General features: G+C 72.2%; 29 protein-coding genes. 20 read left to right on the forward strand and 9 right to left on the reverse strand.

From position 1 onward, the window contains the following. Nucleotides 1-51: 51 nt before the first annotated feature. Nucleotides 52-1671, reverse strand: coding sequence for a PucR family transcriptional regulator (locus tag Q7L65_RS16715; protein ID WP_304722733.1), 1620 nt, complete (start codon nucleotides 1669-1671; stop codon nucleotides 52-54). A gap of 190 nt (nucleotides 1672-1861) precedes the next feature. On the opposite strand from Q7L65_RS16715, the gene Q7L65_RS16720 reads away from it, so the two are divergent. The 6 genes from Q7L65_RS16720 (at nucleotide 1862) to Q7L65_RS16745 (ending at nucleotide 8996) form a co-directional block, all read left to right on the forward strand. Then, nucleotides 1862-3382, forward strand: coding sequence for a sugar ABC transporter ATP-binding protein (locus Q7L65_RS16720; protein WP_304722735.1), 1521 nt, complete (start codon nucleotides 1862-1864; stop codon nucleotides 3380-3382). Then, entirely contained in the window at nucleotides 3375-4484 is a 1110-nt protein-coding gene (locus Q7L65_RS16725) for an ABC transporter permease (protein WP_304722738.1), read from the forward strand. Before Q7L65_RS16720 ends, Q7L65_RS16725 begins: the two co-directional genes overlap by 8 nt. A gap of 94 nt (nucleotides 4485-4578) precedes the next feature. Then, complete coding sequence (locus tag Q7L65_RS16730) at nucleotides 4579-5451, forward strand: VOC family protein (protein WP_304722739.1); 873 nt, start codon at nucleotides 4579-4581, stop codon at nucleotides 5449-5451. 3 nt (nucleotides 5452-5454) lie between these two features. Continuing rightward, nucleotides 5455-6288: a fumarylacetoacetate hydrolase family protein gene (locus Q7L65_RS16735; RefSeq protein WP_304722741.1), complete on the forward strand. Its 834-nt coding sequence runs from the start codon at nucleotides 5455-5457 to the stop codon at nucleotides 6286-6288. 10 nt (nucleotides 6289-6298) lie between these two features. Continuing rightward, nucleotides 6299-7294: a hypothetical protein gene (locus tag Q7L65_RS16740; RefSeq protein ID WP_304722743.1), complete on the forward strand. Its 996-nt coding sequence runs from the start codon at nucleotides 6299-6301 to the stop codon at nucleotides 7292-7294. 1 nt (nucleotide 7295) lies between these two features. Next, nucleotides 7296-8996 (forward strand): FAD-dependent monooxygenase, encoded by a 1701-nt coding sequence (locus tag Q7L65_RS16745; RefSeq protein WP_304722745.1) that lies wholly within the window; start codon nucleotides 7296-7298, stop codon nucleotides 8994-8996. On the opposite strand, the gene Q7L65_RS16750 is transcribed toward Q7L65_RS16745, so the two are convergent. After that, a complete protein-coding gene (locus Q7L65_RS16750; protein WP_304722747.1) occupies nucleotides 8966-9616 on the reverse strand; it encodes an isochorismatase family protein in 651 nt (216 codons plus the stop codon). The two genes, Q7L65_RS16745 and Q7L65_RS16750, sit on opposite strands and share 31 nt — an antisense overlap. 186 nt (nucleotides 9617-9802) lie before the next feature. On the opposite strand from Q7L65_RS16750, the gene Q7L65_RS16755 reads away from it, so the two are divergent. The 4 genes from Q7L65_RS16755 (at nucleotide 9803) to Q7L65_RS16770 (ending at nucleotide 13945) form a co-directional block, all read left to right on the forward strand. Next, complete coding sequence (locus Q7L65_RS16755; protein WP_304722748.1) at nucleotides 9803-10606, forward strand: IclR family transcriptional regulator; 804 nt, start codon at nucleotides 9803-9805, stop codon at nucleotides 10604-10606. A gap of 153 nt (nucleotides 10607-10759) precedes the next feature. After that, on the forward strand, nucleotides 10760-12151 hold the full coding sequence (locus tag Q7L65_RS16760; RefSeq protein ID WP_304722750.1) for an FAD-binding oxidoreductase: 1392 nt from the start codon (nucleotides 10760-10762) through the stop codon (nucleotides 12149-12151). Nucleotides 12152-12199: 48 nt separating this feature from the next. After that, nucleotides 12200-12943: an SDR family oxidoreductase gene (locus tag Q7L65_RS16765; protein WP_304722752.1), complete on the forward strand. Its 744-nt coding sequence runs from the start codon at nucleotides 12200-12202 to the stop codon at nucleotides 12941-12943. 114 nt (nucleotides 12944-13057) lie between these two features. Then, complete coding sequence (locus Q7L65_RS16770) at nucleotides 13058-13945, forward strand: SDR family oxidoreductase (RefSeq protein WP_304722754.1); 888 nt, start codon at nucleotides 13058-13060, stop codon at nucleotides 13943-13945. Here the strand turns inward: Q7L65_RS16770 and Q7L65_RS16775 are convergent. Next, nucleotides 13942-14889 (reverse strand): zinc-binding dehydrogenase, encoded by a 948-nt coding sequence (locus tag Q7L65_RS16775; protein ID WP_304722755.1) that lies wholly within the window; start codon nucleotides 14887-14889, stop codon nucleotides 13942-13944. The genes Q7L65_RS16770 and Q7L65_RS16775 overlap by 4 nt on opposite strands. A gap of 133 nt (nucleotides 14890-15022) precedes the next feature. Between Q7L65_RS16775 and Q7L65_RS16780 the strand changes: the two genes are divergently transcribed. The 5 genes from Q7L65_RS16780 to Q7L65_RS16800 all read left to right on the forward strand — a co-directional run bounded on the left by Q7L65_RS16780 (nucleotide 15023) and on the right by Q7L65_RS16800 (nucleotide 18546). Next, a complete protein-coding gene (locus Q7L65_RS16780) occupies nucleotides 15023-15553 on the forward strand; it encodes a YceI family protein (RefSeq protein WP_304722756.1) in 531 nt (176 codons plus the stop codon). A gap of 4 nt (nucleotides 15554-15557) precedes the next feature. Then, nucleotides 15558-16109, forward strand: coding sequence for an NADPH-dependent FMN reductase (locus tag Q7L65_RS16785; RefSeq protein ID WP_304722757.1), 552 nt, complete (start codon nucleotides 15558-15560; stop codon nucleotides 16107-16109). Between the two features lie 46 nt (nucleotides 16110-16155). Next, a complete protein-coding gene (locus tag Q7L65_RS16790; protein ID WP_304722758.1) occupies nucleotides 16156-16938 on the forward strand; it encodes an SDR family NAD(P)-dependent oxidoreductase in 783 nt (260 codons plus the stop codon). A 37-nt stretch (nucleotides 16939-16975) separates the two neighbouring features. Then, nucleotides 16976-17854 (forward strand): SMP-30/gluconolactonase/LRE family protein, encoded by an 879-nt coding sequence (locus Q7L65_RS16795; RefSeq protein WP_304722759.1) that lies wholly within the window; start codon nucleotides 16976-16978, stop codon nucleotides 17852-17854. Nucleotides 17855-17934: 80 nt separating this feature from the next. Next, nucleotides 17935-18546 carry a TetR/AcrR family transcriptional regulator gene (locus tag Q7L65_RS16800; protein WP_304722760.1) on the forward strand — a complete coding sequence of 204 codons (612 nt, stop codon included), beginning with the start codon at nucleotides 17935-17937 and terminating at the stop codon, nucleotides 18544-18546. An 11-nt stretch (nucleotides 18547-18557) separates the two neighbouring features. Here Q7L65_RS16800 and Q7L65_RS16805 read toward each other — a convergent pair whose 3' ends face one another. Beyond that, nucleotides 18558-19514: a helix-turn-helix transcriptional regulator gene (locus Q7L65_RS16805; protein ID WP_304722761.1), complete on the reverse strand. Its 957-nt coding sequence runs from the start codon at nucleotides 19512-19514 to the stop codon at nucleotides 18558-18560. Between Q7L65_RS16805 and Q7L65_RS16810 the strand changes: the two genes are divergently transcribed. The 4 genes from Q7L65_RS16810 (at nucleotide 19473) to Q7L65_RS16825 (ending at nucleotide 21652) form a co-directional block, all read left to right on the forward strand. Continuing rightward, nucleotides 19473-19778, forward strand: a complete 306-nt coding sequence (locus Q7L65_RS16810) for a putative quinol monooxygenase (protein WP_304722763.1) — start codon at nucleotides 19473-19475, stop codon at nucleotides 19776-19778. The genes Q7L65_RS16805 and Q7L65_RS16810 overlap by 42 nt on opposite strands. After that, the gene (locus tag Q7L65_RS16815) at nucleotides 19775-19951 is read left to right on the forward strand and encodes a putative quinol monooxygenase (RefSeq protein WP_304722764.1); all 177 of its coding nucleotides are present in this window, start codon (nucleotides 19775-19777) and stop codon (nucleotides 19949-19951) included. The genes Q7L65_RS16810 and Q7L65_RS16815 overlap by 4 nt, the downstream gene beginning before the upstream one ends. A gap of 227 nt (nucleotides 19952-20178) precedes the next feature. Continuing rightward, the gene (locus tag Q7L65_RS16820; protein WP_304722765.1) at nucleotides 20179-20790 is read left to right on the forward strand and encodes a TetR/AcrR family transcriptional regulator; all 612 of its coding nucleotides are present in this window, start codon (nucleotides 20179-20181) and stop codon (nucleotides 20788-20790) included. A gap of 31 nt (nucleotides 20791-20821) precedes the next feature. Next, nucleotides 20822-21652 carry an SDR family oxidoreductase gene (locus Q7L65_RS16825; protein WP_304722767.1) on the forward strand — a complete coding sequence of 277 codons (831 nt, stop codon included), beginning with the start codon at nucleotides 20822-20824 and terminating at the stop codon, nucleotides 21650-21652. Here the strand turns inward: Q7L65_RS16825 and Q7L65_RS27720 are convergent. Beyond that, the gene (locus tag Q7L65_RS27720; RefSeq protein ID WP_370552573.1) at nucleotides 21583-21960 is read right to left on the reverse strand and encodes an FMN-binding negative transcriptional regulator; all 378 of its coding nucleotides are present in this window, start codon (nucleotides 21958-21960) and stop codon (nucleotides 21583-21585) included. The genes Q7L65_RS16825 and Q7L65_RS27720 overlap by 70 nt on opposite strands. A 32-nt stretch (nucleotides 21961-21992) precedes the next feature. On the opposite strand from Q7L65_RS27720, the gene Q7L65_RS16830 reads away from it, so the two are divergent. Further along, nucleotides 21993-22682, forward strand: coding sequence for a pyridoxal 5'-phosphate synthase (locus Q7L65_RS16830; RefSeq protein ID WP_304722769.1), 690 nt, complete (start codon nucleotides 21993-21995; stop codon nucleotides 22680-22682). 25 nt (nucleotides 22683-22707) lie between these two features. Here the strand turns inward: Q7L65_RS16830 and Q7L65_RS16835 are convergent, their stop codons facing one another. From Q7L65_RS16835 to Q7L65_RS16850, 4 genes are read right to left on the reverse strand one after another with little or no spacing between them, the layout of a single operon-like run. Next, nucleotides 22708-23322: a response regulator transcription factor gene (locus Q7L65_RS16835; protein WP_304722771.1), complete on the reverse strand. Its 615-nt coding sequence runs from the start codon at nucleotides 23320-23322 to the stop codon at nucleotides 22708-22710. Next, the gene (locus Q7L65_RS16840) at nucleotides 23319-24494 is read right to left on the reverse strand and encodes a sensor histidine kinase (RefSeq protein ID WP_304722772.1); all 1176 of its coding nucleotides are present in this window, start codon (nucleotides 24492-24494) and stop codon (nucleotides 23319-23321) included. The genes Q7L65_RS16835 and Q7L65_RS16840 overlap by 4 nt, the downstream gene beginning before the upstream one ends. Next, complete coding sequence (locus Q7L65_RS16845; RefSeq protein ID WP_304722774.1) at nucleotides 24494-25288, reverse strand: ABC transporter permease; 795 nt, start codon at nucleotides 25286-25288, stop codon at nucleotides 24494-24496. The genes Q7L65_RS16840 and Q7L65_RS16845 overlap by 1 nt, the downstream gene beginning before the upstream one ends. Then, on the reverse strand, nucleotides 25285-26265 hold the full coding sequence (locus tag Q7L65_RS16850; RefSeq protein ID WP_304722776.1) for an ABC transporter ATP-binding protein: 981 nt from the start codon (nucleotides 26263-26265) through the stop codon (nucleotides 25285-25287). Before Q7L65_RS16850 ends, Q7L65_RS16845 begins: the two co-directional genes overlap by 4 nt. Nucleotides 26266-26283 lie beyond the last annotated feature (18 nt).

Raw genomic sequence — 26283 nt, forward strand, 5'->3', positions numbered from 1 at the left:
CGACGCCGGGCACGGCCGACGGCAGCCGCGCCGCCACGACGGCGGCGCGGCTCAGCCGCGCTCGCCGAGCACGGTCCGGATCCGCAGCGCGAGCTGGATCGCGGCGAGCGTGTCGGGATCCGACAAGTCGGCGTCCATCAGCTCGCCGATGCGCGCCAGGCGCGAGTAGAGCGACTGCCGCTCGATGTGCAGCTCGCGCGCCGCGTCGGCCTTGCGGCCGCCGTGCCGGCAGAGCGTCTCCAGCGTCGGCAGCATTCTGGTCGTGCGCTCGCGGTCACGCTGCAGCAGCGGATGCAGGCGGGCGGTCGCGAACTGCATCAGCTCGGGACGGTCGCGCAACGACCAGATCAAGCGGTCCACGTTCGGGACCGTGACGTCGTGCCACGGCCGCGCCTCGGAGCGCGAGGTCGGTGTCGCCGCGTCGATCGTCGCGTGCAGCGCCGCCCTGAGCGCGTCCCACGAATGCGTCGAGGGGCCGGCACAGACGACCAACGGGGGCGCGCCCGGCACGCGCGCCAGCGTGCTGGTCCTCAGCACCTCGGCAAGCCGCCCCGCCAACGTCGCGCGTTCCTCGGTGTCGCGCAGCCCGAGCACGATCAGCATGTGCTCGCCGTAGCGGTGGTGGCCGAGCAGGACCTGCGCGGCCTCGCGCTCGAGCGCGTCGCGCACGTCGCGCCAGACGAGGTCCCACGGCGCGTCGCGCATCGACGGCGTGGGGGGCGCCGCGTCGGTCCGCTCCTGCGGCACGACGACGACCGGCATCAGCCCTCTGACCGGCTGCTTGAAGCCGAGCGCGGAAGCGCGCACGGCGGCCTCGGCCGAGTCGACGTCGCCGCTGAGCAGGTCGGCGATGAAGTCGCTGCGGCGGCGCGCGGCGAAGCTCGCCGGCTCGCGCCCGCGCATCAGCTCGACCGCGAGCAGCTGGCCGATGCTGTCGACGGCGAGGCGGTCGGCGTCCGCCAGCGGCGCGTCGACGGCGAGCGCGACGAGCCTTCCCCACTCTCCACGCCGCTCGCTGACGATCGCGTGGACGGCGGCGTCGGGCGCGCCCGGGAGCTGGCGCCTGAACGTGTCCCACGCGGCGGAGACCTCGCGGTCGCTCGCACGGTGGGTGATCTGGAAGGCGACGCCTCCGGACGCGAGCTCGAGGATCGCGGGGTTGCCGATCGTCGCGCTCAGCAGCGCCAGCAGCTCGCCGACGCCGGCGCCGTCGATCAGCAGCCGCGTCGCCTGCGCGCGGATGTCGGCGGTGTGCAGCGCCAGCGCGGCCTCGCGGTGGACGATGTCGCGGTTGACCGTCTCCGCGATCGCGATGAAGGGGACCTCGCGGTGGAGCACGATCACGGGCAGGCCGGCGCGCTCGGCGGCGGCGCCGAGCAGCTTCGGCGACGAGCGGAAGCGGCTGCCGAGCTCGATCACGAGCCCGGCGGCGCCGCGCTCGACGAGACTCTCGACGAGGTGCTCCTCGTCGCGGCGGCTGGGGCCGATGCTGCGTCCGCCGGTCAGCAGCAGCTCGCCGCCCTGCAGCAGCGCGCCGATGTAGGGCGCCTCGCCGGCGTGCACCCAGCGGACGGGGTTGCCGAGGTTGACGGCTCCTGCGATCACCTCCGGGACCCCGCGCTTGACCGTCGGCAGCTCGAGGACCTGCTCGACGGAGATGGAGAGGCTCATGACAGCTGACGCTCGCTTCCAGGTGACGCCTGACAGACAGAGGGCGATTCGATCTTACGCATGACAGGGCGCGCCGCCCCGAATGCGGCGATTCCACAAGCCAGGATCGCTCATTTTCTTTACAGCAGAATTGCATTCTGCTAAATCTCCCGTGGCAATGCACGACGCCCTCTCACACACCCCCGACCCGGTGCCTCCGGGCTCTCCGCTCGCCGTCGCCGGCGTCGAGAAGCGCTACGGAGGGGTCCACGCCCTGCGCGGCGCGCACATGACGATCACCGCCGCAGGCGTGATCCACGGGCTGATCGGCGAGAACGGCTCCGGCAAGTCGACGATCCTCGGGATCCTCTGCGGCGAGAAGTCGCCGGACGCCGGGACCATCTACGTCGACGCCAGACCGGTCGAGTTCTCCAGTCCCGTCGCGGCGCTCGCGCACGGCATCGCGATGGTGTCGCAGGAGACGGCGCTCGCGCCGGACCTGTCGATCGCCGAGAACATCTTCCTCGGCCGCCGCATGGCGCGCTCGCCATGGGGGATCGACTGGCGCCGCACGCGGCGTGAGGCGGCCGCCGTGCTGGCGCGGCTGGAGCTGGACTATGCGCCCGGTCGGCTGGTCCGCACGCTGCGACCCGACCAGCAGCAAATGGTCGAGATCGCCCGCGCGCTGTCGCTCGACGCGCGCGTGCTGATCCTCGACGAGCCGACCAGCTCGCTCAGCGACGACGAGGTCGGCGCGCTCTTCACGACGATCCGCGGCCTCAAGGCCGACGGCGTCTCGACGATCTTCGTCTCGCACCGCCTGAAGGAGATGTTCGCCCTCGTCGACGAGTTCACCGTCCTGCGCAACGGCGTCACCGTCGCCGAAGGCCCGGCCGCCGAGTTCGACGAGCAGAAGCTCGTCGCCGCGATGGTCGGCGACCACACGTCGCTGACGCGCCCTGTCGCGCGCACGAAGCCGGCCGCGCCGGCGAGTGCCGGCACGACTCCCGCGGTCGCCGTCAGAGGGTTGACCGTCGACGGCGTCCTGTCCGACGTCGACCTCGACGTGCGACCCGGCGAGGTCGTCGGGCTCGCGGGGCTGGAGGGCGCCGGCCGCAGCGAGCTGCTGGAGGCGATCTTCGGGCTGCGCTCGCCGGCCGCGGGGACGATCGAGATCGAGGGCGAGCCGCTGCGCGCCCGCGGCCCGCGCGACGCGATCGACCGCGGCATCGGCTATCTGCCGCCCGACCGCAAGATCCAGGGCGTCGTGTTGAAGCGGACCGTCGCGGAGAACCTGACGATGGTCGTGACCGCGAACCTGTTCCGCGGTCGCCGGCCGCGCGCGACCGACGCGCGCGCGACCATGGATCACGTCTACGACGTGATGCGGATCCGCGCGGCCTCGCCCGACGCGACCGTCTCGACCTTGTCCGGAGGCAACCAGCAGAAGGTCGCGCTCGGCAAGTGGATCGCCGCCGACAAGCGCCTGCTGCTGCTCGACGAGCCGACGCGCGGCGTCGACGTCGGCGCCAAGGCCGAGATCCACCAGCTGCTGCGGGCCGCCGCCGACCGCGGCCTCGCGCTGCTCGTCAGCTCCTCGGAGAACGACGAGCTGCTGCGCCTCTGCGACCGGATCCTCGTGATGTACCGGGGCGCAGTCGTCGCCTCGCTGCCCGCCGATGAGGCGACCGAACCGATGTTGGCCAGCTATGCCGGAGGACACCATGAGTGACGGATTGACCGCCAGCCCCGAGACCGCGTCCGCGGCTGCGCAAGGGCTGACCGGCCCGAGCCGTCTCGCCACCGCGTTCGCCGCGACCCGTCACTTCCGGCCGGTGCTGCTGCTCGTGGTCGTGCTGTTCGCGTACTTCGCGGCGACGCAGAGCGACGTCTTCCTGACGTCGCAGAACCTGCAGAACCTGCTGACCGGCGTCTCGATCCTGTGGGTCGTCAGCATGGGCATGACGTTCGTGATGATCACGGGCGGCGTCGACCTCTCGGTCGCCGCGCTCTCGGTGCTCGTCGGCCTCTTCATGGCGAAGGTCCTCGAGGCCGGCGTGCCGGGCGGGATCGCCGTGCTGCTGACGGTGCTCGTCGGAGCGGTCGTCGGCGGAGCGGTCAACGGCGTGCTGATCGGCAAGCTGAAGCTCTCCTTCTTCGTCGTCACGCTCGCGTCGATGACCGTCTACACGGGCATCGTCAACCTCTGGTCGGACACGAGATCGTTCTACGTCACCGCTCCGCTGGTCGTGAAGATCGGCGTCGAGAAGGTCGGCGGCGTGCCGACGCCGATCCTGATCATGGTCGCGACCTTCCTGATCGCGCTGTGGGTCCAGACGCGCACGTACTTCGGCCGCGACGTCTACGCCGTCGGCGGCAGCATGCCGGCCGCGCGGCTGTCCGGGATCCGCACCTCGCGCACGGTCGTCTGCGTCTACGCGGTCAGCGGTGCCTGCGCGGCGCTCGGCGGCGTGATCGCGATCGGCCGCATCGGCGCCGCGACGCCGCAGGTCGACAACACGCTCGCGCTGCAGGCCGCCGCCGCCGTGCTGCTCGGCGGTACCAGCCTCTTCGGCGGCGCCGGCGGCGTCGGCGGCACGGCCCTGGGCGTGCTCTTCATCGGCGTGCTGCAGAACGGGCTCAGCATCGCCGGCATCGCCAGCTCCTGGCAGCAGGTCGTCACCGGCGTGATCCTCGTCGCGGCGATCCTCGGCGACCGCATCTCGGTCGGCCGCGTCCGCCGCAAGGCGCCCGGCGCCGACCCCGCCTCCGCGTTGGAGGCAACCGAGGCGGCCGCGGTCCACGGCGGCGACCCGCCGGCGCTGCAGCGCTGACCTCGCCGCACGCCCCCCCGGCAGCACGCGCACGACGCACCGCATCTCCCTGACGCACATGAACCAGACGACGAGCAGTGATGGAGGATTCGATATGGAGCCGCTGTTGTGGCATGGGCAGCTTTCGCACATCGCGCTGCGATGCGCGGACGTTCCGCGTTCGGGGCGGTTCTACGCCGACGCGGTCGGTCTGACCGAGCACCCCGGGGGCGATCCCGACGGGCTGCGGCTCGGCTGGGGCGCGGGGCAGCACGCGCTCGACCTGCTGCCGGGCGCGCCGGGTCTCGACCACTACGGCCTCGAGATCCCGGACGCGGAGGAGCTGGAGCGCCTGCTGGAGCGTGTGCGCGGCGCCGGCGTCGAGGTCGGTCACCGCGAGCGGACCGCGCACGATCCCGAGACCTTCTTGGTGAGCGATCCCGAGGGCCGGCGGATCGAGCTGCACGGCCGGGTCGACCGCAGCGGCGAGTTCCGCGCCGACCCGGCGCGCCGGCCGACGCGGCTGCAGCACATCACGTTCGCGACGAGATCGGTGCCGGACCTCGCCGCCTTCTACGAGGACGTGCTCGGCATGCGCGTCTCCGACCGCATGGGCAGTCGCTTCGCGTGGTTGCGCTGCGGCGCCGAGCACCACACCGTCGCGATGGTGCAGGCGCCGTCGGCGACGCTGCTGGACCACTTCTCGTTCGACCTCAGCCGCTGGGACGACTTCGCCTCCTGGTCGGACCGCCTCTCCGGCCTCGGCGTCCCGCTCAGCTGGGGACCCGGCCGCCACGGCCCCGGCAACAACCTGTTCGTGATGTTCGACGACCCCGACGGCAACCACATCGAGCTCTCCGCCGAGATGGAGCTGTACCACGACGAGCTGGCCGAGTACCAGCGCACGTGGATCGAGGACGTCCGCACCACGAACCTCTGGGGGATCGCGCCGACCTGGCGCCCCCAGAGCGACGTCGCGGCGGCCTGAGCGATGCGCCTGCGCTCCATCCTGCACCGCGGCGAGCCCGCGGTCGCGCTCGAATCCGACGGCGGGCTGCTGCTCGTCCCGGGCCTCTCCGAGATCGGCGTCGAGACGCCGATCGACGTCCTGCGCGCCGCTGCCGCCACCGCCACCGAGCCGATCGACGACGGGGACGTCGTGCTGCGGCCGGTCGTGCCCAACCCGCGTCGCGTCGTCTGCCTCGGCCTCAACTACAACGCGCACGTCGAGGAGACCGGCCGCGACCTGCCGACCTACCCGGTGCTGTTCGTCAAGTGGGCCAGCAGCCTGATCGCGGCCGGCGCCGAGATCGCGCTCCCGCCCGAGTCCGCGCAGGTCGACTTCGAGGCCGAGCTGGCGGTCGTGATCGGAAAGCCGGGACGCCGGATCGCGCGTGAGGCCGCCTACGAGCACGTCGCCGGCCTCACGGTCGCCAACGACGTCACGATGCGCGACTTCCAATACAAGACCCATCAGTGGCTGCAGGGCAAGGCGTGGGACGCCAGCACGCCGCTGGGGCCGGCGCTCGTGACGCTCGACGAGGTCGACGACCCGGGCAGGCTCGACATCTCGCTCACGCTCAACGGCGAGACGATGCAGTCGTCGAACACCGACCGCTTGATCTTCGACATCCCCACGATCGTCGCGACCGTCTCGGAGTTCACCGCGCTGGAGCCGGGCGACGTGCTGCTGACGGGAACTCCCGGCGGCGTCGGCTACCGGCGCGACCCGAAGGTCCTGCTGAAGCCGGGCGACCGCATGACCGTCACGATCGAGGGCGTCGGCACGCAGGAGAGCGTCGTCGTCGCCGAGGCCGTCGCATGAGCTGCCTCGCATGAGCATCGCGCGCGTTCCGATCACGCTCGCGATCAGCGAGTACGACCACGTCGAGGACCTCGTCAGCGGGCGGATCCCCGTCGAGGGCGTCGAGCTGACGCCGCTGCGGATGAGCGTCGAGGAGATCTTCCAGCGTTTCTCGCGCGCGCGAGAGTGGGAGGCGTCGGAGTTCTCCTTCGCGCAGTTCGTGCACCTGCGCTCGCGCGGGGACGACTCGCTCGTCGGGATTCCGGTCTTCCCCTCGCGCGTCTTCCGCCACTCCGCGATCTTCGTCAGAGCCGGCGGGAGGATCGCCGCCCCGGAGGACCTCGCCGGCGCACGCGTCGGCGTGCCGGAGTGGGCGCAGACGGCCGGCGTCTACGCGCGCGGCGTCCTGGCCGACGAGTACGGCGTCGACCTGCGCTCGATCGACTGGGTGCAGGCCGGCACCAACGAGCCCGGCCGCACCGACGCGGTGGCGGTCGAGCTGCCGGACGGCTTCCGCTACGAGCGGCGTCCGGACAGCTCGCTCGACGCGATGCTGCTCAGCGGCGAGGTCGACGCGGTCGTGACCGCCCACCCGCCGCGCAGCTTCGAGCGGCGCGACAGCCCGATCGTGCGGCTGATCAAGGACCACGCCGCGGTCGAGCGCCGCTCGTGGGAGCGCACCGGGATCTTTCCGATCATGCACGTGATCGTGCTGCGCCGGGACGTCCACGACGCGCATCCGTGGGTCGCCGCCAATCTGCTGCGCGCGTTCGAGGCGGCCAAGGCCGCCGGCGTGCGGCGGTTGCGCGAGCTGACCGCCAGCCGTGTCGCGCTGCCATGGGCGAGCGAGCAGCTCGACGCGCTCGCACCGCTCTTCGGCGACGACTGGTGGCCGTATGGCGTGGAGGCCAACCGCACGACGCTCGAGGCGTTCATGGGCTGGTCGGTCGACCAGGGGGTCGCCGCCGCGGCGGTCCCGGTCGAGCAGCTGTTCGCTCCGCAGACGCTGATCCGCTCGCGTGTCTGAGATGACCGGAGCAGAGACCAACGGCGCGCAGGCCGCGAGCGCGGGCAGCCGTGCCCAGGGCGCCGGCGCCGCGGGGCGCGAGCGCCGGCAGACGGTCGACGTCTGCATCGTCGGCGGCGGGCCGTCCGGGCTGTTGCTGGCGAACCTGCTCGGCGCCCGCGGCGTCGAGGTGCTGCTGGTGGAGCGCAACGCGACGACCAGCTCAGCGGCGAAGGCGATCAGCATCGACGACGAATCGCTGCGCACGATGCAGCGCGTCGACCTGCTGAAGCCGTTGCGCAACGTCGTGCTGCCGGGTACCGGAACGCGCTACTACGGCGTCGACGGACGCCCGATCGCATACGCGCGCGGTCCCGAGCACCCGCTCCACGGCCACCCGATCAAGAACCCCTTCGCCCAGCCCGACTTCGAGCGCGTATTGCACGAGGGGCTGCAGCGGTACGGCACCGTCGAGGCCGCCTTCGCGTCGACCTTCGTGACCGCGACGCAGGACGCCGACGGCGTCGACGCGGTGATCGAGGACGCCGACGGCGTCCGCCGCGTGCGCTGCCGCTACCTCGTCGGCTGCGACGGCGGCCGCAGTCCGCTGCGCACGTTGATGGGCGTGCAGATGAGGGGGATGTCGTTCCCCGATCCGTGGATGGTGATCGACACGCTCGGCGACGCCGAGGACCACCGCTACGGCATGCACCACGGCGATCCGAGCCGCCCGTTCGTCGTCATCCCCGGTGGCGCCGGCCGCTGTCGCTACGAGTTCCTGCTGCACCCCGCAGAGGTGCCGAGAGCGTTCGACAGACCGCCGTTCGAGCTGGTCGCCAAGCTGCTGGAGCCGCACCGCGCGATCACGCGGGAGCAGGTCGAGCGGGTCGCGGTCTACAACTTCCACGCGCTCAACGCGGAGCGCTGGCAGCAGGGGCGCTGGTTCCTCGTCGGCGACGCGGCGCACATGATGCCGCCGTTCGCCGGACAGGGCCTGAACTCGGGCGTGCGCGACGCGAGCAACCTCGCGTGGAAGCTCGCGGTCGTGCTGCAGGGGCGCGCCGGGCCGTCGCTGCTTCAGACCTACGAGAGCGAGCGGCGTCCGCACGCGCAGGCGACGATCGATCTCTCGGTGCGGCTCGGCCACGTCGTGATGACGACCAACGCCCGGACCGCGCGCGTGCGCGACGCGCTCGTGCGTCTGGTGCGCCGCTTCGGCCCCGGACGGCGCTTCATCGACGAGATGCGCTTCCGCCCGCGTCAGCGCTACGAGCACGGCTTCGCGGCGGCGCTCGACGGCGCCGACGGGCTCGTCGGCGCCGCGGTGGCGCAGCCGCGCGTGCTGCTGCCGGAGGGCCATGTCGCGCTGCTGGACGACGTGATGGGCAACGGCTTCGCGCTGCTGGCGGTCGACGTCGAGCGGCCGCAGCTGCCCGACAGCCCGCTCTGGAACGCGATCGCGCCGCGGATCGTGCGGGTGCTGCTCGAGGACCGCTTCCCGGCCGAGGGCGCCTGCACGACCGTCGCCGACCTCGACGGGGGTGTGCGCCGGGCGCTTGCGGGCGCCGCCGGCTCCTACGTCCTCGTGCGGCCGGACCGCTTCGTCGCGGCGGTCTTCGCGCCGTCGCAGTTCGGCGTCGTCGCGCGGGAGCTGGAAGCGGTCTGGGGCGTTCCGGCCGCAGCGGTCGCCGGTCACCCGCCGGCGGTCAGCTCGCCGAGGTAGCGGCGCGCGTCCTCGGCGGAGACGACATCGGCGTACTTTTGGTCGAGGTCGAACAGCGCCTGGTCGTGCGCGGCCGCGGAGCGGTCGCCGACCGCTTCGCGCACGACCATCGGGCGGAACCCGAGCTGGACGGCGTCGACGGCGCTGGCGCGCACGCAGCCGCTGGTCGTGCAGCCGGCGATCAGCAGCGTGTCGACGCCGGCGCTCAGCAGCCGCGAGGTGAGGTCGGTGCCGAAGAACGCGCTCGCGTACTTCTTGACGACCACCTGCTCGTTGGGTCTGCGCTCCAGCCGCTCGTCCAGCTCCACGGCGCGCGTCCCGGCGACCAACGACGCGGCCCCCGCCTGCTTGCGCCGCCACACGCCGGCATCCGCGAGATCCTCCTCGTCGTATCGCACCACGGTGTGGAGGATCGGCACCGAGGCGGCACGGCCGGCGTCGAGCAGGGCCCGCGTGTGGACGATTTCCGCGTCGAGTCCGGATCCGAGCGGCATCGTCGCGTCGGTGAAGCCGTTGATCAGGTCGATCACGAGCAGGGCGGGTCGCGCCCCGAAGCCGATCCGCAGGCCGAAACCACGCGCGCGGAAGAACTCGGCGGAGTCGTTGTCGTACGTTGTCATGGCGCGGTCACCTCGGTCGTGGCAGGGTGCGGTGTGGAGCAGACACGGCGTCTGCTGTGCAGAATGGATTCTGTAGAGGAGAATACTGTTAGCCCTTTTGCGATCGAAGGGCGACCGCTGATTGCCGGATGGCAGACAACGCGACTGCTGCGCAGAACACGTTCGACTCCTGATATATCTACCGAGATGGCGTCGTCAGCGCGAGAAGGGGGTCAGGCACCGGGCGGGGGTCCCACGCCCGCGTACCCGATCGGCTCCGTCGACAACGCGCTGCGGCTGCTGCTGATGTTCGGCGAGCGCTCGGACGTGCGCGTCTCCGACGCCAGCAGCGAGCTGGGCGTCGCCGCCTCCACCGCGCACCGTCTCCTGCAGATGCTGCAGCTCTACGGCTTCGTGCGCCAGGATCCGCGCTCGAAGGCGTACAGCGCGGGCCCCGTCTGGGTCAACATGGGCCTGCGCGGGCTGCGCAGCCTGGATGTCCGCACCGTCTCGCGCACGCACATCGAGGCGCTGGTCGAAGAGGTCAGGGAGACCGTCCAGCTGCTCGGCCTGCAGGCCGGCACCGAGATGATCTGCCTCGACGCGGTCGAAGGCCCCTACGTCGTCCGCGCGGTCGGGCGCCTCGGCGCCGTGCTGCCGGCGTACGCCACCGCCGGCGGGCGCGCCGTGCTCTCCACGTTGCCGGTCGAGCGCGTGCGGCAGCTGTACCCGGCCCGCCTCAAGCGCCTCGCGCCGAACACGATCGTCTCGCGGGCGGAGCTGGAGCGGGAGCTCGAGCGCGTGCGCGAGCAGGGTTACGCCGTCCAGCGTGAGGAGATGGAGCCCGGCGTGAGCGCGATCGCCGCGCCGATCCGCGATCACGGCGGCACCGCCAGCTTCGCCGTCGACGTCGTGATGCCGACGGCGCGCCTGGCTGCGGACGACCTGCCTCGCATCGCCGCCGCGGCGGTCGACTGCGCCGCGACGATCGCGCGCGAGCTCGGGCTCTAGCCCGGCCTCGTCGCAGCCTCTCACCCCAGCCTCCGGTGCCGGTCGCGCGCCCGGCGACGACGCCAGCGCGCCGTCTTGACGGCCGTGTTGTCAGCCGCTATTCGCTATGCAAGAATCGCATTCTTCTCTGAAGAATCAAGCGACGGAGGCGGGATGAGCGGGCTGCTGGTGCTCGAACGCGGTGAGAGCGGGTACGAGGATGCGCGGCGTGACGCGGTCTGGAACGCGCGGATGCCCGACCGCCGGCCCGAGGCGATCGCGATCGCGCGGGACGAGCGGGACGTCGTGGCTGCCGTCGCGCTCGCGCGCGAACGCGACTGGCGGATCGGCATCCGCTCCGGCGGGCACAACTTCGTCGGCGCCTCGGTGCGCGACGGCGGCCTGCTGCTCGACGTCTCGCGCCTGAACGCCGTCACCGTCGACGCGGCGACGCGCTCGGCGACGGCGCAGCCGGGCGTGAAGGGAGAACAGCTGCTCGCGCGGCTGCGCGCCGAGGGGCTGGCATTCGGGGTCGGGCACTGCCCGAGCGTCGCGCTCGGGGGCTTCGCGCTCGGTGGCGGGATGGGGTTCAACACGGGCGCCTGGGGCTACGGCTCCCAGCAGGTGACCGCCGTCGACGTGGTGCTCGCCGACGGTCGCCAGGTGCGCGCCGACGCGCACAGCGAGCCCGACCTCTTCTGGGCCGCGCGCGGTGGAGGGCCCGGCTTCTTCGGCGTCGTGACGCGCTTTCATCTCGCGCTGCAGCGCGACCCGGAGGGACTGATGAGCAGCTCGTACGCCTTCCCGTTGGAGCTGCTCGAGGACGTCGCCGCCTGGCTCGACGAGATCACCCCGCAGCTCGATCCCTGCGTCGAGCCGATGGGTTGGATCGGCAGGCTGCGAGGTCACGAGATCGGTAGCGCCGCCACTCCCGCCGGCCATGGTCGCGACGGCGCCGGAGGCGACGATCGTGTGCTGCTGCTCAACGCGCTGGTCTTCGGTGCTACGCCGGAGCTGTCGCGTGCCGCGCTCGAGCCGCTGGAGCAGGGAGCGCTCAACGAACGCGCGCTCGCGCGCACCGTCGTCGACACGACCTTCCCCGAGCTGTTCGAGTTCCAGAACCTCCTCTACAGGCAGGGCCTGCGCTACGCGGTCGACTGCATCTGGACCGACACGCCGCCGCGCGAGCAGCCGCTGGGCTTCGTGCGCGAGCAGATGCGCGCCGCGCCCAGCGGCCGCACGCACGCGCTCTGGCAGCTGCCGTTCGGCAACCACCGCGCGCCGATGCCCGACATGGCGGCGGGGGTCCTCGGCCGCTACTTCGTCTCGTTCTACGCGGTCTGGGAGCACGAGCGCGACGACGAGCGGAACATCGGCTGGCTGCGCGAGACGATGGATGGGCTGGAGTCGATCAGCACGGGCCACTACGCCGGTGACGTCGACCTGCTCGCCGCCCCATCGCGCGCGGCGGCGACGCTTTCGCCCGCGCACTGGACGCGCCTGCAGGGGCTGCGCGCGAGATATGACCCCGACGGCCGCTTCCACCCGCACCTGCAGCCCGCATGAGCGAGGCGGCTGCGCGTGCCATCCCCCGAACCCATGAGGAGCAGTCCGATGACCAGCACCGATGAACCCACCCGCGTCGCCCTCGTCACCGGCGGGACCGGCGGCATCGGCCGCGTGACCGCCGAGCGGCTGGCGCGCGACGGCATCGCCGTGGCAGTGCACTACGCGGGCAACGCCGCCGCCGCCGACGAGGTCGTCAGCGCGATCGAGTCCGCCGGCGGACGCGCGATCGCGGTCGTCGGCGACGTCGCCGACGAGCAGGCGATGGCCGCGGCGTTCGACGCCGTCGAGCAGCGCTTCGGCGGCATCGACGTCGTCGTCAACACGGCTGGCATCATGCTGCTCGCGCCGATCGCCGAGCTCGACCTCGCCGACCTCGACCGGATGCATCGCGTCAACATCCGCGGCACCTTCGTCGTCTCGCAGCTGGCGGCGCGCCGGCTGCGCGCGGGCGGGGCGCTGGTGAACTTCTCGACGTCGGTCACGCGCCTGCAGTTCCCGACCTACGGGGCGTACGCGGCGAGCAAGGCGGCGGTTGAGGCGATGACGCTCGTGCTCGCCCGCGAGCTGCGCGGAAAGGACGTGACCGTCAACGCGGTCGCGCCCGGGCCGACCGCCACGCCGTTGTTCCTGGAGGGCAAGGACGCGGCGGCGATCGACAGACTCGCGAAGGCCGCGCCGCTGGAGCGGCTCGGCACGCCCGCCGACATCGCCGAGGTCGTCGCCTTCCTCGCCGGGCCGGCCCGCTGGGTCAACGGCCAGACGCTCTACGCCAACGGCGGCATCGCCTAGGCGCAGGTCACGCGCGGCCATCCTCGCGCCGCGGACGCGGCCTGCCACATCTCTGCGCCGCCGCCGACGGCGGACCGGCGCGCCTGCAAACGATTGTCCACAAGGAGCACCGCCATGAGCACCACCATCGTCATCACCGGGGCCTCCAGCGGCTTCGGCGCCCTCACCGCACGCGCGCTCGCCGACGCGGGCCACACGGTCTACGCGGGCATGCGCGAGACGGCGAGCCGCAACGCGCCGCAGGTCCAGGCTGCGGCCGACTACGCCCAGGAGCACGGCGTCGACCTGCGCGCGATCGAGCTCGACGTCGGCGCGCAGGCGTCGGTCGACGCCGCGATCGCCCAGGTCGTCGAGGAGCAGGGTCAGGTCGACGTGCTGATCCACAACGCCGGGCACATGGTCGTCGGGCCGGCCGAGGCGTTCACGCCCGAGCAGCTCGCCGAGCTGTACGACGTGAACGTGCTCAGCACGCAGCGCGTCAACCGCGCGGTGCTGCCCGGCATGCGCGCCCGTGGAGCGGGCCTCGTGATCTGGGTCTCCAGCTCCAGCGTCAAGGGCGGCACCCCGCCATACCTGGCTCCGTACTTCGCGGCAAAGGCCGGCATGGACTCGCTCGCGGTCAGCTACGCCGGCGAGCTCGCCCGCTGGGGTGTGGAGACCTCGATCGTCGTGCCCGGCTCGTTCACCTCCGGCACCAACCACTTCGCCCACAGCGGCCATCCGGCCGACACCGCGGTCGAGGCCGAGTACGAGACGAAGTACGCCGGGCTGATGACGCAGGTCGCCGAGAAGCTCGCCGCGCTCGCCCCGGAAGGCGCGACGGCCTCGCTCGTCTCCGACGAGATCGCGCGCATCGTCGCCCTCCCGGCGGGTCAGCGGCCCTACCGCGTGCATGTCGACCCGGCCGACGACGGCTCCGAGGAGGTCAGCGACGTCGCCGACCGCATTCGCCGCGACTTCCTCGTCCGCGTCGGCCTCGACGACCTGCTGCGCGCGGGTTAGCCGACCTCGAGCAGGGTTCGGCCGACGGTCTGGCGGGCGTCGATGGCCGCGTGCGCGTCGGCGGCGCGCGCGAGCGGGAAGCGCTGGCCGATCACGACGCGCAGGCGGCCGGCGGCGCCTTCGGCGAGGGCGCTGTCGATGTCGGCGCGGAGCTCCTGGGGCGTGGGCATGCCGGGGCGCAGGAGCGTGACGCCCGCGGCGGCGGCTGCTGCTTGGTCGACGGCTGACCCGCGTCCGCTCGAGGCGCCGAAGCTGACCATGCGTCCGCCCGGTCTCAGGAGCTTGAAGGCGGCGTGTGCGAGCTCGCCGCCGACTCCGTCGAACACGACGTCGACCGCGCCGGCCTGCGCGGTCCAGCCGGGCTGTCGGTAGTCGACGGCGACGTCGGCGCCGAGCTCGCGGACGAGCGCGAGTTTGCGCTGTCCGCCGGCGGCGGCGATCACGGTGGCTCCCGCGGCGCGTGCGAGCTGGACGAGCAGCGTGCCGACGCCGCCGGCCGCTGCCTCGACGAGGATCCGCTCGCCGGGTTGCACGGCGGCCGTGCGGGTGAGCTTGGTCGCGGTGCGGCCGTCGCCGAAGAGGGCGACCGCGGCATCGAGCGCGAGCCCGTCGGGGAGCGGGACGACGCTGGCGGCGTCGAGCGCGACGCGCTCGGCGTAGGCGCCGCGGCCGCGCGTGCCGCCGACGACGCGTCGGCCCAGCAGCGCCGGATCGGCGCCCTCGGCCACGGCGGTGACGGTTCCGCCGACGCCGTAGCCGGGGATCAGCGGCGGGTCGCCGGGGAACGGTCCGCGCCCGGTCGCCCGGAACGCGGTCTCGGAGAACGAGACGTTGACGAAGGCGATCTCGACCATCACCTGTCCGGGACCCGCGACCGGCTCGTCCGCGTCGCCCGCGACCAGCACCTCGGGACCGCCGAATTCTCGTAACCAGATGGCTTTCATGCGGCCAGCGTAGCGCATATACGGACCACCGGTCCGGTTGTGCTACGGTCCGATCCGGACCGGCGGTCCGGCAGTCGAGACGGCTGTGCACCGCGTCCAACGCTTGCGAACCAACCGATCAAGGAGCACACCGATGTCCTCAGCAGAAACCGTCCAGGATCGCCTTGCCGGGGCGTGGAGATTCATGCCCGTCCATTCGTCGGCGGGCTTTGCGATCAAGTACCTCGTCGCCAGCTTCCGCGGCCGCTTCGAGGAGGTCGACGCGCAGCTCGTCGACGGCCGTCTCGCCGGTTCGGTGAAGGTCGCGTCGGTGTCGGTGCGCGACGAGAACCTGATCGCCCATCTGCAGGCGCCTGACTTCTTCGACGCGGTCCAGCACCCCGAGATCAGCTTCGCGTCCGACCAGCTCGCGATCGACGGCGACCGCGTCGAGCTGAACGGGCAGCTGACGATGAAGGGCGTCACCAAGCCGATCCACGCGACCGGCACCGTCAACGGGCCGACGGAGGACTTCGCCGGCCACACGCGACTGGGCTTCACGTTGGAGACGACGGTCGATCGGACCGCGTTCGGCGTCAGCTGGAACGCCGATCTGCCCAAGGGCGGGCGTGCGCTGTCCAACGACGTGACGCTGACGGTCGAGCTGGAGTTCGTCCGGGTCTAGCGGGATGCGCATCCTCGCGATCTCGGGGTCGTTGCGACGCGATTCGCACAACGGCGCGCTGGTGCGGGCGGCGGCGGAGCTGCTGCCGCCCGGCGCGCAGCTCGTCGCCCACGACGGCTTGCGGGGGATCCCCGCCTTCGACGACGACCTGACGCACGATCGGCCCGCGGCCGTCCAGCGCCTGTGGGACGAGGTCGCCGCGGCCGACGCGCTGCTGGTCTCGACGCCCGAGTACAACCATTCGCTGCCGGGGCAACTCAAGAACGCGCTGGACTGGCTGTCGCGCCCGCTGGCGGACTCGCCGCTGAAGGGCAAGCCCGCCGCGGTCATCGGCGCCTCGACGGGCATGTTCGGCGCCGTCTGGGCGCAAGCGGAGGCGCGCAAGGTGCTGGGCGCGATCGGCGCACGCGTCGTGGATCGCGAGCTGCCTGTCCCGACCGCTCACGAGCAGTTCCGCGACGACGGACGGCTCGCCGACCCGCAGCTCGCGGAGGAGCTCGCCGCGCTGCTGCAGGAACTGACCGACACCGACGCAGCGACGGCCGCGCGGGCATGACGCTCGCGCTCGCCGCGGCCCGTCGTACAGGAGAGGAACGAAGCAGATGAAGGACGCACTGGACTTCGCCGGCAAGACGGCCCTCGTGACCGGCTCGGGACGCAACATCGGACGCGCGATCGTGCTGGAGCTCGCCGCGCGCGGCGCGAACGTCGTCGTCAACGCACGCGCCACCGCCGAGGACGCCGCCGAGGCCGAGGCGGTCAAGCGAGAAGCCGAGGCACATGGCGTCCAGGCCCTGGTCGTCGCCGGCGACGCGGCCGAGCCCGGCACGATCGCGCGGATGAAGGAGCTGACGCAGGCGCGCTTCGGACGCGTCGACATCTGCGTCAGCAACGCCAACGGGCGGATGCGCCGCGAAGGGTTCTTCGACACCACCGACGAGGACTGGCACTTCTTCCTCAACCAGCAACTGACCGCTTCCTGGTATCTCGCCAAGGCGTTCGTGCCGGGCATGCGCGAGGCGGGGTGGGGCCGGATCATCCACATCAACGGACCGGCGGGCTGGACCGGCTCCTCGCGCAGCATCCCGCTCGCCGTCGGCAAGGGCGGCCTGCACGTCCTCACCAAGTCGCTGGCCGCCGGCCTCGGCGAGTACGGCATCACCGTCAACGACGTGAACCCCGGCTTCGTCGACATCTCACGCGGCGCCGGGTCGAGCCTCGACGACGTGGGCGTGCGCGACCGCGCGGCCGCCGCGATGCCGATCCGGCGCCTGATCGCCCCCGAGGAGATCGCGTGGGCGTGCGCCTACCTGTGCTCTGCGCGCTCAGGGGCCGTCACCGGCACCGTCGTCGACGTCGACGGCGGCCCTCAGCTCCCCGGCTGACCCCCGATCACCACGTGCAACTGAAAGGACGCCTCTGATGGCGCAGACCGCTGAGGTCGTCGTCGACGGCCTCGTCTTCCCCGAAGGCCCAGTCTGGTGCGCGGACGGCACCGTCGTGTGCACCGATGTCGCGCTCGCCGTTCTGTACCGCATCTGGCCCGGCGAGCACCGCCGCGAAGTGATCGCGCGCACCGACGGCGGACCCAACGCCGCGGCGCCGGCCAGCGACGGCGGCTTCGTCGTGACCCAGAACGGCGGCTTCGACTTCACCGCCGCGGCCGGCCCCGGCTGGACCGACCAACCCGTCGTCCACGTCCCCTCCGGCATCCAGCGCGTGCTGCCCGACGGCACCGTGACGACGCTCGCCGCCGGCGCGTTCCAGAACCCCAACGACCTCGTCACCGCCGCGGACGGCACGCTGTACTTCACCGATCCCGTCACACCGCCCGGCGGCGGACCGCTCGGCCGCGTCCAAGCGATGGGCCGCGACGGCACCACGCGCATCGTCGCCTCCGGCTTCGAGCACTGCAACGGCATCGCGCTCGACCCCGACGGCAACCTCGTGGTCGTCGAGGGCGAGGGCCTGATGCGTCTCGATCCGGACGGGACGCGGGAATGGATCGTGCAGCGGCTCGGCCCCGGCGGCGCCGACGGCTTCTGCTTCGACGCCGAGGGCAACGTCTACGCCGCCGGGACCACCGACCACGTCGTGCGAGTCCTCGACCCCCGCGGAACGCAGATCGACGAGCTCGCCATCCCCGACACGCCCGACGCGACCCCCGGATTCACCACCAACTGCTGCTTCGGCGGCCCCGACGGCCGCTCCCTCTACGCGACCGACGGCCGACCCGGCCAGCTCGTCGTCTGGGAGCAGATGCCGGTCCCCGGCCGCGAGGTGCACGCCTGGCCCGCGTGACGTACCGCGCGGCGCGCGTCTGGCTGAACCAGCCGATGACGGCCCGGCGTGGGAACATCGACGCGATGGCGGATGCGACCGTGAGGAGCGCGACAGACCGGACCGAGCTGCCGATGGCCGGCGCGCCGCGCGAGCGCGCCGACGCGGCCAGCAATCGCGCGCGAATCCTCGCGGCCGCCCGACGTGTGCTGGAGCAGCGCGGCGCATCGGGCACCTCCATCAACGCCGTCGCGACCGAAGCCGGGGTGGGGAAGGGGACGGTGTTCCGCCGCTTCGGCGACCGCTCGGGCCTCTTCCAAGCGCTGCTGGACGAGCACCTGCGGGTCTTCCAGGACGCCTTTCTGTTCGGTGCCCCGCCGCTCGGGCCCGGCGCACCGCCCCACGACCGTCTTGCCGCGTTCCTCGACGGCCTGCTCGACTTCCAGGACACCCACCTCGAACTCAGCCTCGCGCTTGAGAGAGACCGCTGGGGCGCGCCGATCGAGGGCTATCTCGCAATGGCCGTCCACGTCGAGAACCTGGTCAGCGAGATCTCCGCGGACCTTGACGCCCACACGACCGCGCAGCTGCTGCTCGCCACGCTCAACGTCAACATCGTCCGTCACCTGCGCCGCAGGGAGGGCGTCAGCCTCGACACCATCAAGGCCGCCGTCCGCCCGCTCCTCGCGGGCCTCGCAGCCTCGTCTGGGTGAGCTGCCTTCGGTCAGCTCTCCGCGACGGCGGTGTAGATGATGAGTCGTTGGTCTGGGGCGGTCGGTGAGAGGACGGACTCGTAGCGCATCTCGAAGGACGTGCGGTCGGGGCCGCGGAACCGTTTGACGCCGGCGGTCTTCTCCTGCACCTCGTGCAGGTTCCACCACTCCATGAAGTGCGCGTCGGTCGTGCGCAGGTGGTCGACGAGGGCGGCGGTCTCGGGTTGTTCGAGGTTGCGTGCGACGGCGGCGCGGAAGTTGGCCAGTGTGGAGCGGGCGACGAGCTGCCAGTCGAGGTAGCGGTCGCGCATCGCGGCGTCGAGGAAGGTGAGCTCGATCAGGTTGCGCCGAGCGGGGGGAAGCGCGTCGAAGTCGACGAGCAGCTCGCAGGCGGCGCGATTCCACGCCAGGACGTCCCAGCGCCGACCCAGGACGTAGGCGGCGACGTCGTCGGCGAGCGAGTGCAGGATGCGCTGCATGCTCGGGTCGACGGTCTCGGCAGCGGGCTGATGGAGCGGCGGCTGCTCGCTGCGGGCGAGGGCGTACAGGTGGCTGCGCTCATCCGGGGTCAGCTGCAGCGCGCCAGCCAGAGAATCCAGCACGGAGGGGGAGGGCCGCTCGGCGCGGCCCTGCTCGAGTCGGATGTACCAGTCGACGCTGATCCCCGACAGCGCGGCGAGCTCCTCGCGCCGCAGACCGGGCGTGCGACGGTGGCCGGTCGGTGCGGGAAGGCCGGCCTGCTCGGGAGCGATCTGCGCGCGGCGCCGGCGCAGGAAGTCAGCCAGCTCGCGTTGGCGGTCCAGCCCGGCCGGCGGGAGGGTCGCACTGCCAGTACCGGGATCCGTTCGACTCTGTTGCCCCGCCGGGTTCCGATTGATCATCGATCGCGTCACCGCCAGCCAGTCTAGAGCCCGGGAGGGCCTCCCATGTACCACATCGCCGTCCACTTCGACATCGAGCCCGAGCACCGCGAGGAGTTCATCGCCGCCGCCCTGCAGGACGGTCGTGACTCCGGCGCCAACGAGCCCGGGACGCGCCGCTTCGAGTTGATCGTCGACGAAGAGAACCCGAACCGCTTCTACCTCAACGAGGCCTACGACGACCTCGACGCGTTCAACGTCCACGCCGACGGTCCCTACTTCAAGCGGTTCTTCGCGCTGATCGGCGACTACGCCGAAGGCCCCACGTGGCTGATCAGAGGCACCACCGTCCTGGACGACGCGCACGCGTGACGAGCGCGCACAGTTCGCCGACGAGCGTCGAGGAATGGGCCGACCGAGAAGCCCTCGACGTCCACTTCGCGACGCCGCACTTCAAGCACGTCGCCGCCGTGTTCGACGAGATCCTCGTCGAACCGTTTGGGGCGACCATGCTGACCCAGGCCCCAACGTCGATGACCGGCTAGCGCGGCCAGCCAGGCGGACCGCCTCGATCGGCCGCGCCGTTGTGCTACAACTGAACTGGTCGTTCAGTTCGCTCAACGGCACAACCACTCGCCTGGCAGCTGAAGCGCTCCCCCGTCATGCCGCCGATTCCCTGGAACTCCACCGTCACGCACCTCGAGGACAACCTCGCCGCCGCCGGGATCGCGCTCTCCGACGCGCAGGCCGACGCGCTGACGGAGGGCGCGCGATGAGCGACGGCAAGGGCGCGCCGACGCCCGACCTGACCCGGCCCAAGAGCGTCCGCGCGCACGACGCCGTCCTCCAGGCAACCCGCGAGCTGCTGCAGGAGGGCGGCCTCCCCGCCGCCACCGTCGACGAGATCGCCCGGCGCTCCGGCGTCAGCAAGGCGACGATCTACAACCACTGGCCCAGCCGCACCGCCGTCGCCGCCGAGGCCTTCGGCGGACAGATGGCCGACGCCATCCCCCTCCCCGACATCGGCTCCGCCACGGGAGATCTGACCGAGCAGGCGCGCCGCGTCGCCGCGTTCTACGCGAGCGACGCCGGCACCGTCTTCGCGCAGCTGCTCGCCGCCGGCACGACCGACCCGCACGCCGGCGAGTACTTCCGCGACTTCTTCCTCGTCGGCCGCCGCGAGGCGATCCGCACCCTCTGGGACCGCGCCCGACGACGCGGCGAGGTGCGCTCCGACGTCGACGTCGAGACGGCCATCGACCTCCTCTTCGGCCCCCTCATCTTCCGCCTCCTCTCCGGTCACGCGCCGCTCGACGCCGACGCCGCCGAGGCGATCGCCGACGCCGCCCTGCACGGACTGCTCGCTCAAGACACCGCAAAATAGGTTCCAGCACGACGACGAAAGAGAGAATCCGATGCCTGGCAAGACATGGTTCATCACGGGCTGCTCGCGCGGCTTCGGCCGCGAATGGGCGATCGCGGCGCTGGAGCGCGGCGACCGCGTCGCGGCGACCGCGCGCGACACGGCGACGCTCGCCGACCTCGTCGAACGGTTCGGGGACGCCGTGCTGCCGCTGCGGCTCGACGTGACCGACCGCGATGCCGACTTCGCGGCCGTCAGAGCGGCGCACGAGCGGTTTGGCCGGCTCGACGTCGTCGTCAACAACGCCGGCTACGGCCAGTTCGGCCTCGTCGAGGAGCTCAGCGAACAGGAGGCCCGCGACCAGATCGAGACCAACCTCTTCGGCGCGCTGTGGATCACGCAGGCGGCGCTCCCGATCCTGCGCGCGCAGGGCTCCGGCCACATCATCCAGGTCTCCTCGATCGGCGGGATCAGCGCCTTCCCCAACATCGGCATGTATCACGCCTCCAAGTGGGCGCTGGAAGGCCTCAGCCAGTCGCTCGCACAGGAGGTCGCCGGCTTCGGCATCCACGTCACGCTGATCGAGCCGGCCGGCTACTCGACCGACTGGGGCGGCGCCTCCGCCCGGCGCGCCACCCCGCTGCCCGCCTACGCCGCCTTCCACGAGCAGGTCGAACAGGCGCGAAGAACCCGCGTCGGCACCCCGGGCGATCCCGTCGCCACGCGCGCCGCGATCCTCCAACTCGTCGACGCCGAGCAGCCCCCGCTGCGGATCTTCTTCGGCGACGGCCCGCTCGCGATCGCCACCAGAGACTACGAATCCCGTCTCGCGACCTGGCGCGAGTGGGAGCCGCTCTCGATCGCCGCGCACGGCAGAGGCTGATCAGCGACACGGCGGCAGCGGGGCGCACATCGTCCGCATCGGACGAGGCGCACCGCGCCCCGAACGTCAGTCCGGCGGCTGCGAGAGCGCTCGATCGATCTCGTCCGCGAGTCGCGGGTTGCGATACGGGCCGGCTGCACGTGGGTGAGGACCGCCAGCTCGTCGCTGCGGTCGTCGAGCAGGACCGGGTAATGCGACGCGACGATCCCGGCCTCCGTGTGGCTGACGATCGTCGCCCACGGGTTCTCCGCGATCAGCGTCCGCACGACGCCGGGATCGGTGACGGCGTATCGGGGGTTGTGGCGCATGCCGGCCAGTATCGCGCCGATACTGCTTCAGCATGAGCGAGCGTTCCGACGAGCATCGCGATGTCGCCGCGGACGAGCTGCGCCGGCGGCTTCGTGCGCTGCCCGTGTTCGACGTCGAGCTTCCGGAGTTCGACCCGGCGGCAGCCCCGAGGCAACCGCAGGAGCTGTTCGCGGACTGGCTGCTGGGCGCCATCGACGCAGGCGTGCGCGAGCCGCACGCAATGGTCCTCAGCACGATCGACAGCGACGGCCGTCCTTCGGCGCGCACGCTGATTCTCAAAGGCATCGCGGACGGCGGCTGGGAGTTCGCGACCAGCGGCGCCAGCCGCAAGGGCCGCGAGCTGACCGCCAACCCGTGGGCCGCGGCGACCTTCCACTGGCGCGAGCAAGGCCGCCAGATCCGACTGCGCGGCCGCGTCATCGACGCCGGCGCCGAAGCCAGCGCACGCGACTACCTCGCCCGCCCGATCGGCTCTCGCATCGAGACGCTCGCCGGCAACCAGAGCGCAGTCCTGCACGACCCGGACGACGTCGAGGTCGCTGTCGAACAGGCCCGTGCCGACCTCGTCGGCGACCCCGACCTGATCCCCGCCGACTGGACGCTCTATCGCCTGCTGCCCGACGAGGTGGAGTTCTGGCAAGCCGACCGCGATCGCCGCCACATCCGCCTCCGGTACCGCCTCGCCGACGGCTCCTGGCAGCAGCATCGGCTGTGGCCGTGATCCAAGCGATCTCCGCTGCCGCGCGTCAGATCCAACCCATGCGGCGGGCGATCGCGCAGGCCTCGTGGCGGTTGGACGCGTTCAGCTTCGTCATCGCGCTCGAGATGTAGTTGCGCACCGTCCCCGGGGAGAGCGCCGCGCGGTCGGCGATGTCGTCGATCGGGGCGCCGGTCGCGGCCAGTTCGAGCACGTCCGCCTCGCGCGGCGTCAGCGGGCAGTCGCCGGCGGCGATCGCCTCGGCCGCCAGTTCGGGATCGACGTGGCGGCCGCCGGCGTGCACGGTGCGGACGACCGCGGCGAGCGTGACCGCGGACGTCGTCTTCGGCAGGAAGCCGCGCACCCCCGCGGCGAGGGCGCGCTTGAGATGGCCGGGCCGTCCGTGGCTGGTGACGATCACGCAGCCGCAGCCGGGCAGCAGCTCGGTGAGCCGCTCGGCGACGGCGATCCCGTCGAGCTTCGGCATCTGCAGGTCGAGCACGGCCACGTCGACGGAGTGCTTCACGGCCGCGGTGACCGCGTGCTCTCCGTCGACCGCCTCGGCGACGACGGTGAGGTCCTCTTCGAGGTCGAGCATCTGCGCCAGCGCGGTGCGGATCAAGTGCTCGTCGTCGGCGAGCAGGATGCGGATCGGTGCGGTCATTCGTGGAAACCCGTCTTGTCGGTGGCGCTGAGAGGTCCGGTGCCCGGGAGCTGCGCGACGACGGCCCAGCGATCGCCGCCGTCGGCTTGCACGACCAGCGAGGCGCCCAGCGGGATGAGACGCTCGCGCAGCCCGCGCAACCCGGAGCCGTCGGACGAGCCGCCCGGACGCGCGCCGTCGTTGTCGACCCTGAGCTGCCCGTCGGCGTACTCGATCTCGACGACGCTCGCATTCGAATGTCGCAGGACGTTGGTGACGCTCTCGCGCACGACCCAGGCGGCGGCCTCGTGCCAGGCGCGCGGCATCGCGTCGACGCTCAGCCGCACCTCGATGCCGGCCGAGCGCAGCAGCGAGCGCGCACCCTCCAGCTCCTTGAGGAAGTCGGTGGAACGGTAGCCGCGCGCCAGCTCGCGGGCCTCGCGCAGCGCCTCGTGCGCCACGCTGCGCACCTCCAGCATCTGCTCGGCGGCGCGCTCGTCGCCCCGCTTGGCGAGCGTGGCGGCCAGCTCGGCCTGGACCGCGATCGTGGAGAGCCGCCGGCCGAGCACGTCGTGCACGTCGCGCGAGAAGCGCAGGCGCTCCTCGACCACCGCCAGCTGGGCCTGAGCCTGGCGGGCGACGTCGAGGTCGGTGACGATCCCGAGCAGCCACACCGACGCGCGGGCGGTGAAGAGGAACGCTCCCCCGAAGAGCACGCCTGCCACGACGTTGGGCGCCTCCCCGCCGCTGACTCCGAAGAGCAGCCCGGAGAGCGCGACGAGGGCGACGGCGAGCCGGGGGCCCGGCAACAGCCCGAGCGTCAGCGTCAGGCTGGCGACGATCGCCGTCACCGCGACGTTGCGAGCGTCTCCCGTCCATGACGCCAGCGCGATCGCGAAGTACGCGCCGCACCCGCTCAGCAGCGCCGCGATGCGGCCCCAGGGCAGCGGCTGCACGGCCGGGAAGCGCTGCAGCACCGCCATCGCGACGGCGATGCCGAGCGCGGTCACGGCGGCTCCGCCCGCCACGAGCGCGACCGCCTGCCCGCGATCGTCGAGATCGAACGCCACCGGCAGCAGGGCGAGGCAGGTGAAGCCCAACAGCACCAGGTACACGGACTGGCGCGTGTACAGCCCGACGCGCTCGACCCCGGTGAGGTCCGACCAGCGCAGCCACGTGCCGGGCCTGATCATCAGGTGCGCGGCTCCCACCGCATCGAGCGCCGGGCGAGCACGACGGCCAGGTACGTCCAGGCCGCCATCACGGCCAGCGGTCTGGCCGCCTGGCTCCAGGTCTCGGCAAACGTCAGCGTCGTCTGCTCGGCGCCTGGGCCGTCGAGGCCGAACCAGCCGATCCGCACCAGGTCCGACACCGCCGCTCCCGGCGTCAGCGACAGCACGTCGCGCAGCCGCTCCGACATGCCGGTGATCGAGTTGGTCAGCGGCCCGAGCGAGGCGATCAGGATGATCGGCATGCTCGTCAGCTGAGCGGCCTCTGCGCTGCGCGTCCACGCCGCGGTCCAGTAGGCGAACGCGGTGAACATGATCACCGACAGCAGCGCGAGCGCCACATACAGCAGCGGGTTGACCGGCAGCGGCTGGCCAAGCGCAGCCGCGACCGGGATCGCGACCGCGCTCAGGACCAGCGCGCTGATCGCCCCCGGCAGCGCGATGCTGACGAGCAGCTCGGCGTCGCGCGACTCGCCGGTCCGCATCCGCTTGAGCACGAGCTCGTCGCGGCGGCTGACGAACTGGGCGAGGACGTTGTAGTAGACGGGGAAGAGCGCGATGACGAGGAACATGGTGACGATCGAGCCCGCACCCGTGGCGACGGAGCCGCGCTCGCCGCTGAACAGCAGCGCGAGCGGCAGCAGCGGCAGCACCGCCGCGTAGACGAACGCGAGGCGGTTGCGCGAGAGCAGGACGGCGTTCCAGCGCGTCAGGCTCGCGGTCCGCCGCAGCGAGAAGCGATCGGCAGGCGAGGTCATCGGAGGGCTCCTTCCTTGTCGGGCAGCGCTTCCTGAGCGGCGCTGGCGGCGGCCGGGTCGCGACCGTCGGCGATCGAGAGGAACACGCTCTCGAGGCTCGGGCTGCGAGCTTCGAGGCCGTCGAGCGTGACCTCGTTGTGCGCGGCCCAGGCCAGCAGGTCCGACAGCGAGGTCTGCAGCGCGTCGGTCTCCAGCGTCGTGCGCCCGTGCTCGTGGACGAGGCTGCGGACGCCGGCGAGGTCGTCGGGCACGCCGGAGACGTCCGCGAAGCTGATCTTCGACGGATGCCCCGCCGCGATCTCGCTCGGCGTCCCCGAGCGGACGATCCGGCCGGCGTGCATGATCTCCAGCCGATCGGCGAGCGTCTCGGCCTCCTCGAGGTAGTGCGTCGTGATCAGCACGGTCGCACCGCCGTCGCGCAGGCCGCCGATGAGCTGCCACACCTCGCGGCGGCTCTCGGGGTCCAGGCCCGTCGTCGGCTCGTCGAGGATCACCAGCTCCGGGCTGCCCGTCAACGTGCAGGCGAGGTCGACGCGGCGGGTCTCGCCGCCGGACAGGGCGAGCATGCGCACGTCGGCGCGCGCTTCGAGCGAGAGCAGCGCGAGCATCTCGTCGACCGAGCGCGGGGACGTGACGGTCGCGCTCCACATGCGCAGCGTCTCGCGGACCGTCAGGTCGCCCGAGAAGCCGCTGCGCTGCAGCAGGACCCCCGTGCGGGGGCGCAGGGCGGCGCGCTCGGCGATCGGGTCGAGCCCGAGCACGCTGACCTCGCCGGCGGTCGCCGGGGCCAGCCCCTCGATCACCTCCAGGGTGGAGGTCTTGCCGGCGCCGTTGGTGCCGAGCAGCGCGGTGATCGAGCCGAGCGGGACGTCGAGGTCGACCCCGCGGACGGCCTCGTACGCCGAAGACCCGTGTCCGTAGCTCCGACGCAGTCCGCGGACCCGCACCGCTGGATTGAAATCTGCGTTGTCGTTCATGCATACAGCGTCACCCCG

Origin of the sequence: Conexibacter sp. CPCC 206217 (assembly GCF_030646165.1) — a bacterium.
Lineage (GTDB): Bacteria > Actinomycetota > Thermoleophilia > Solirubrobacterales > Solirubrobacteraceae > Conexibacter.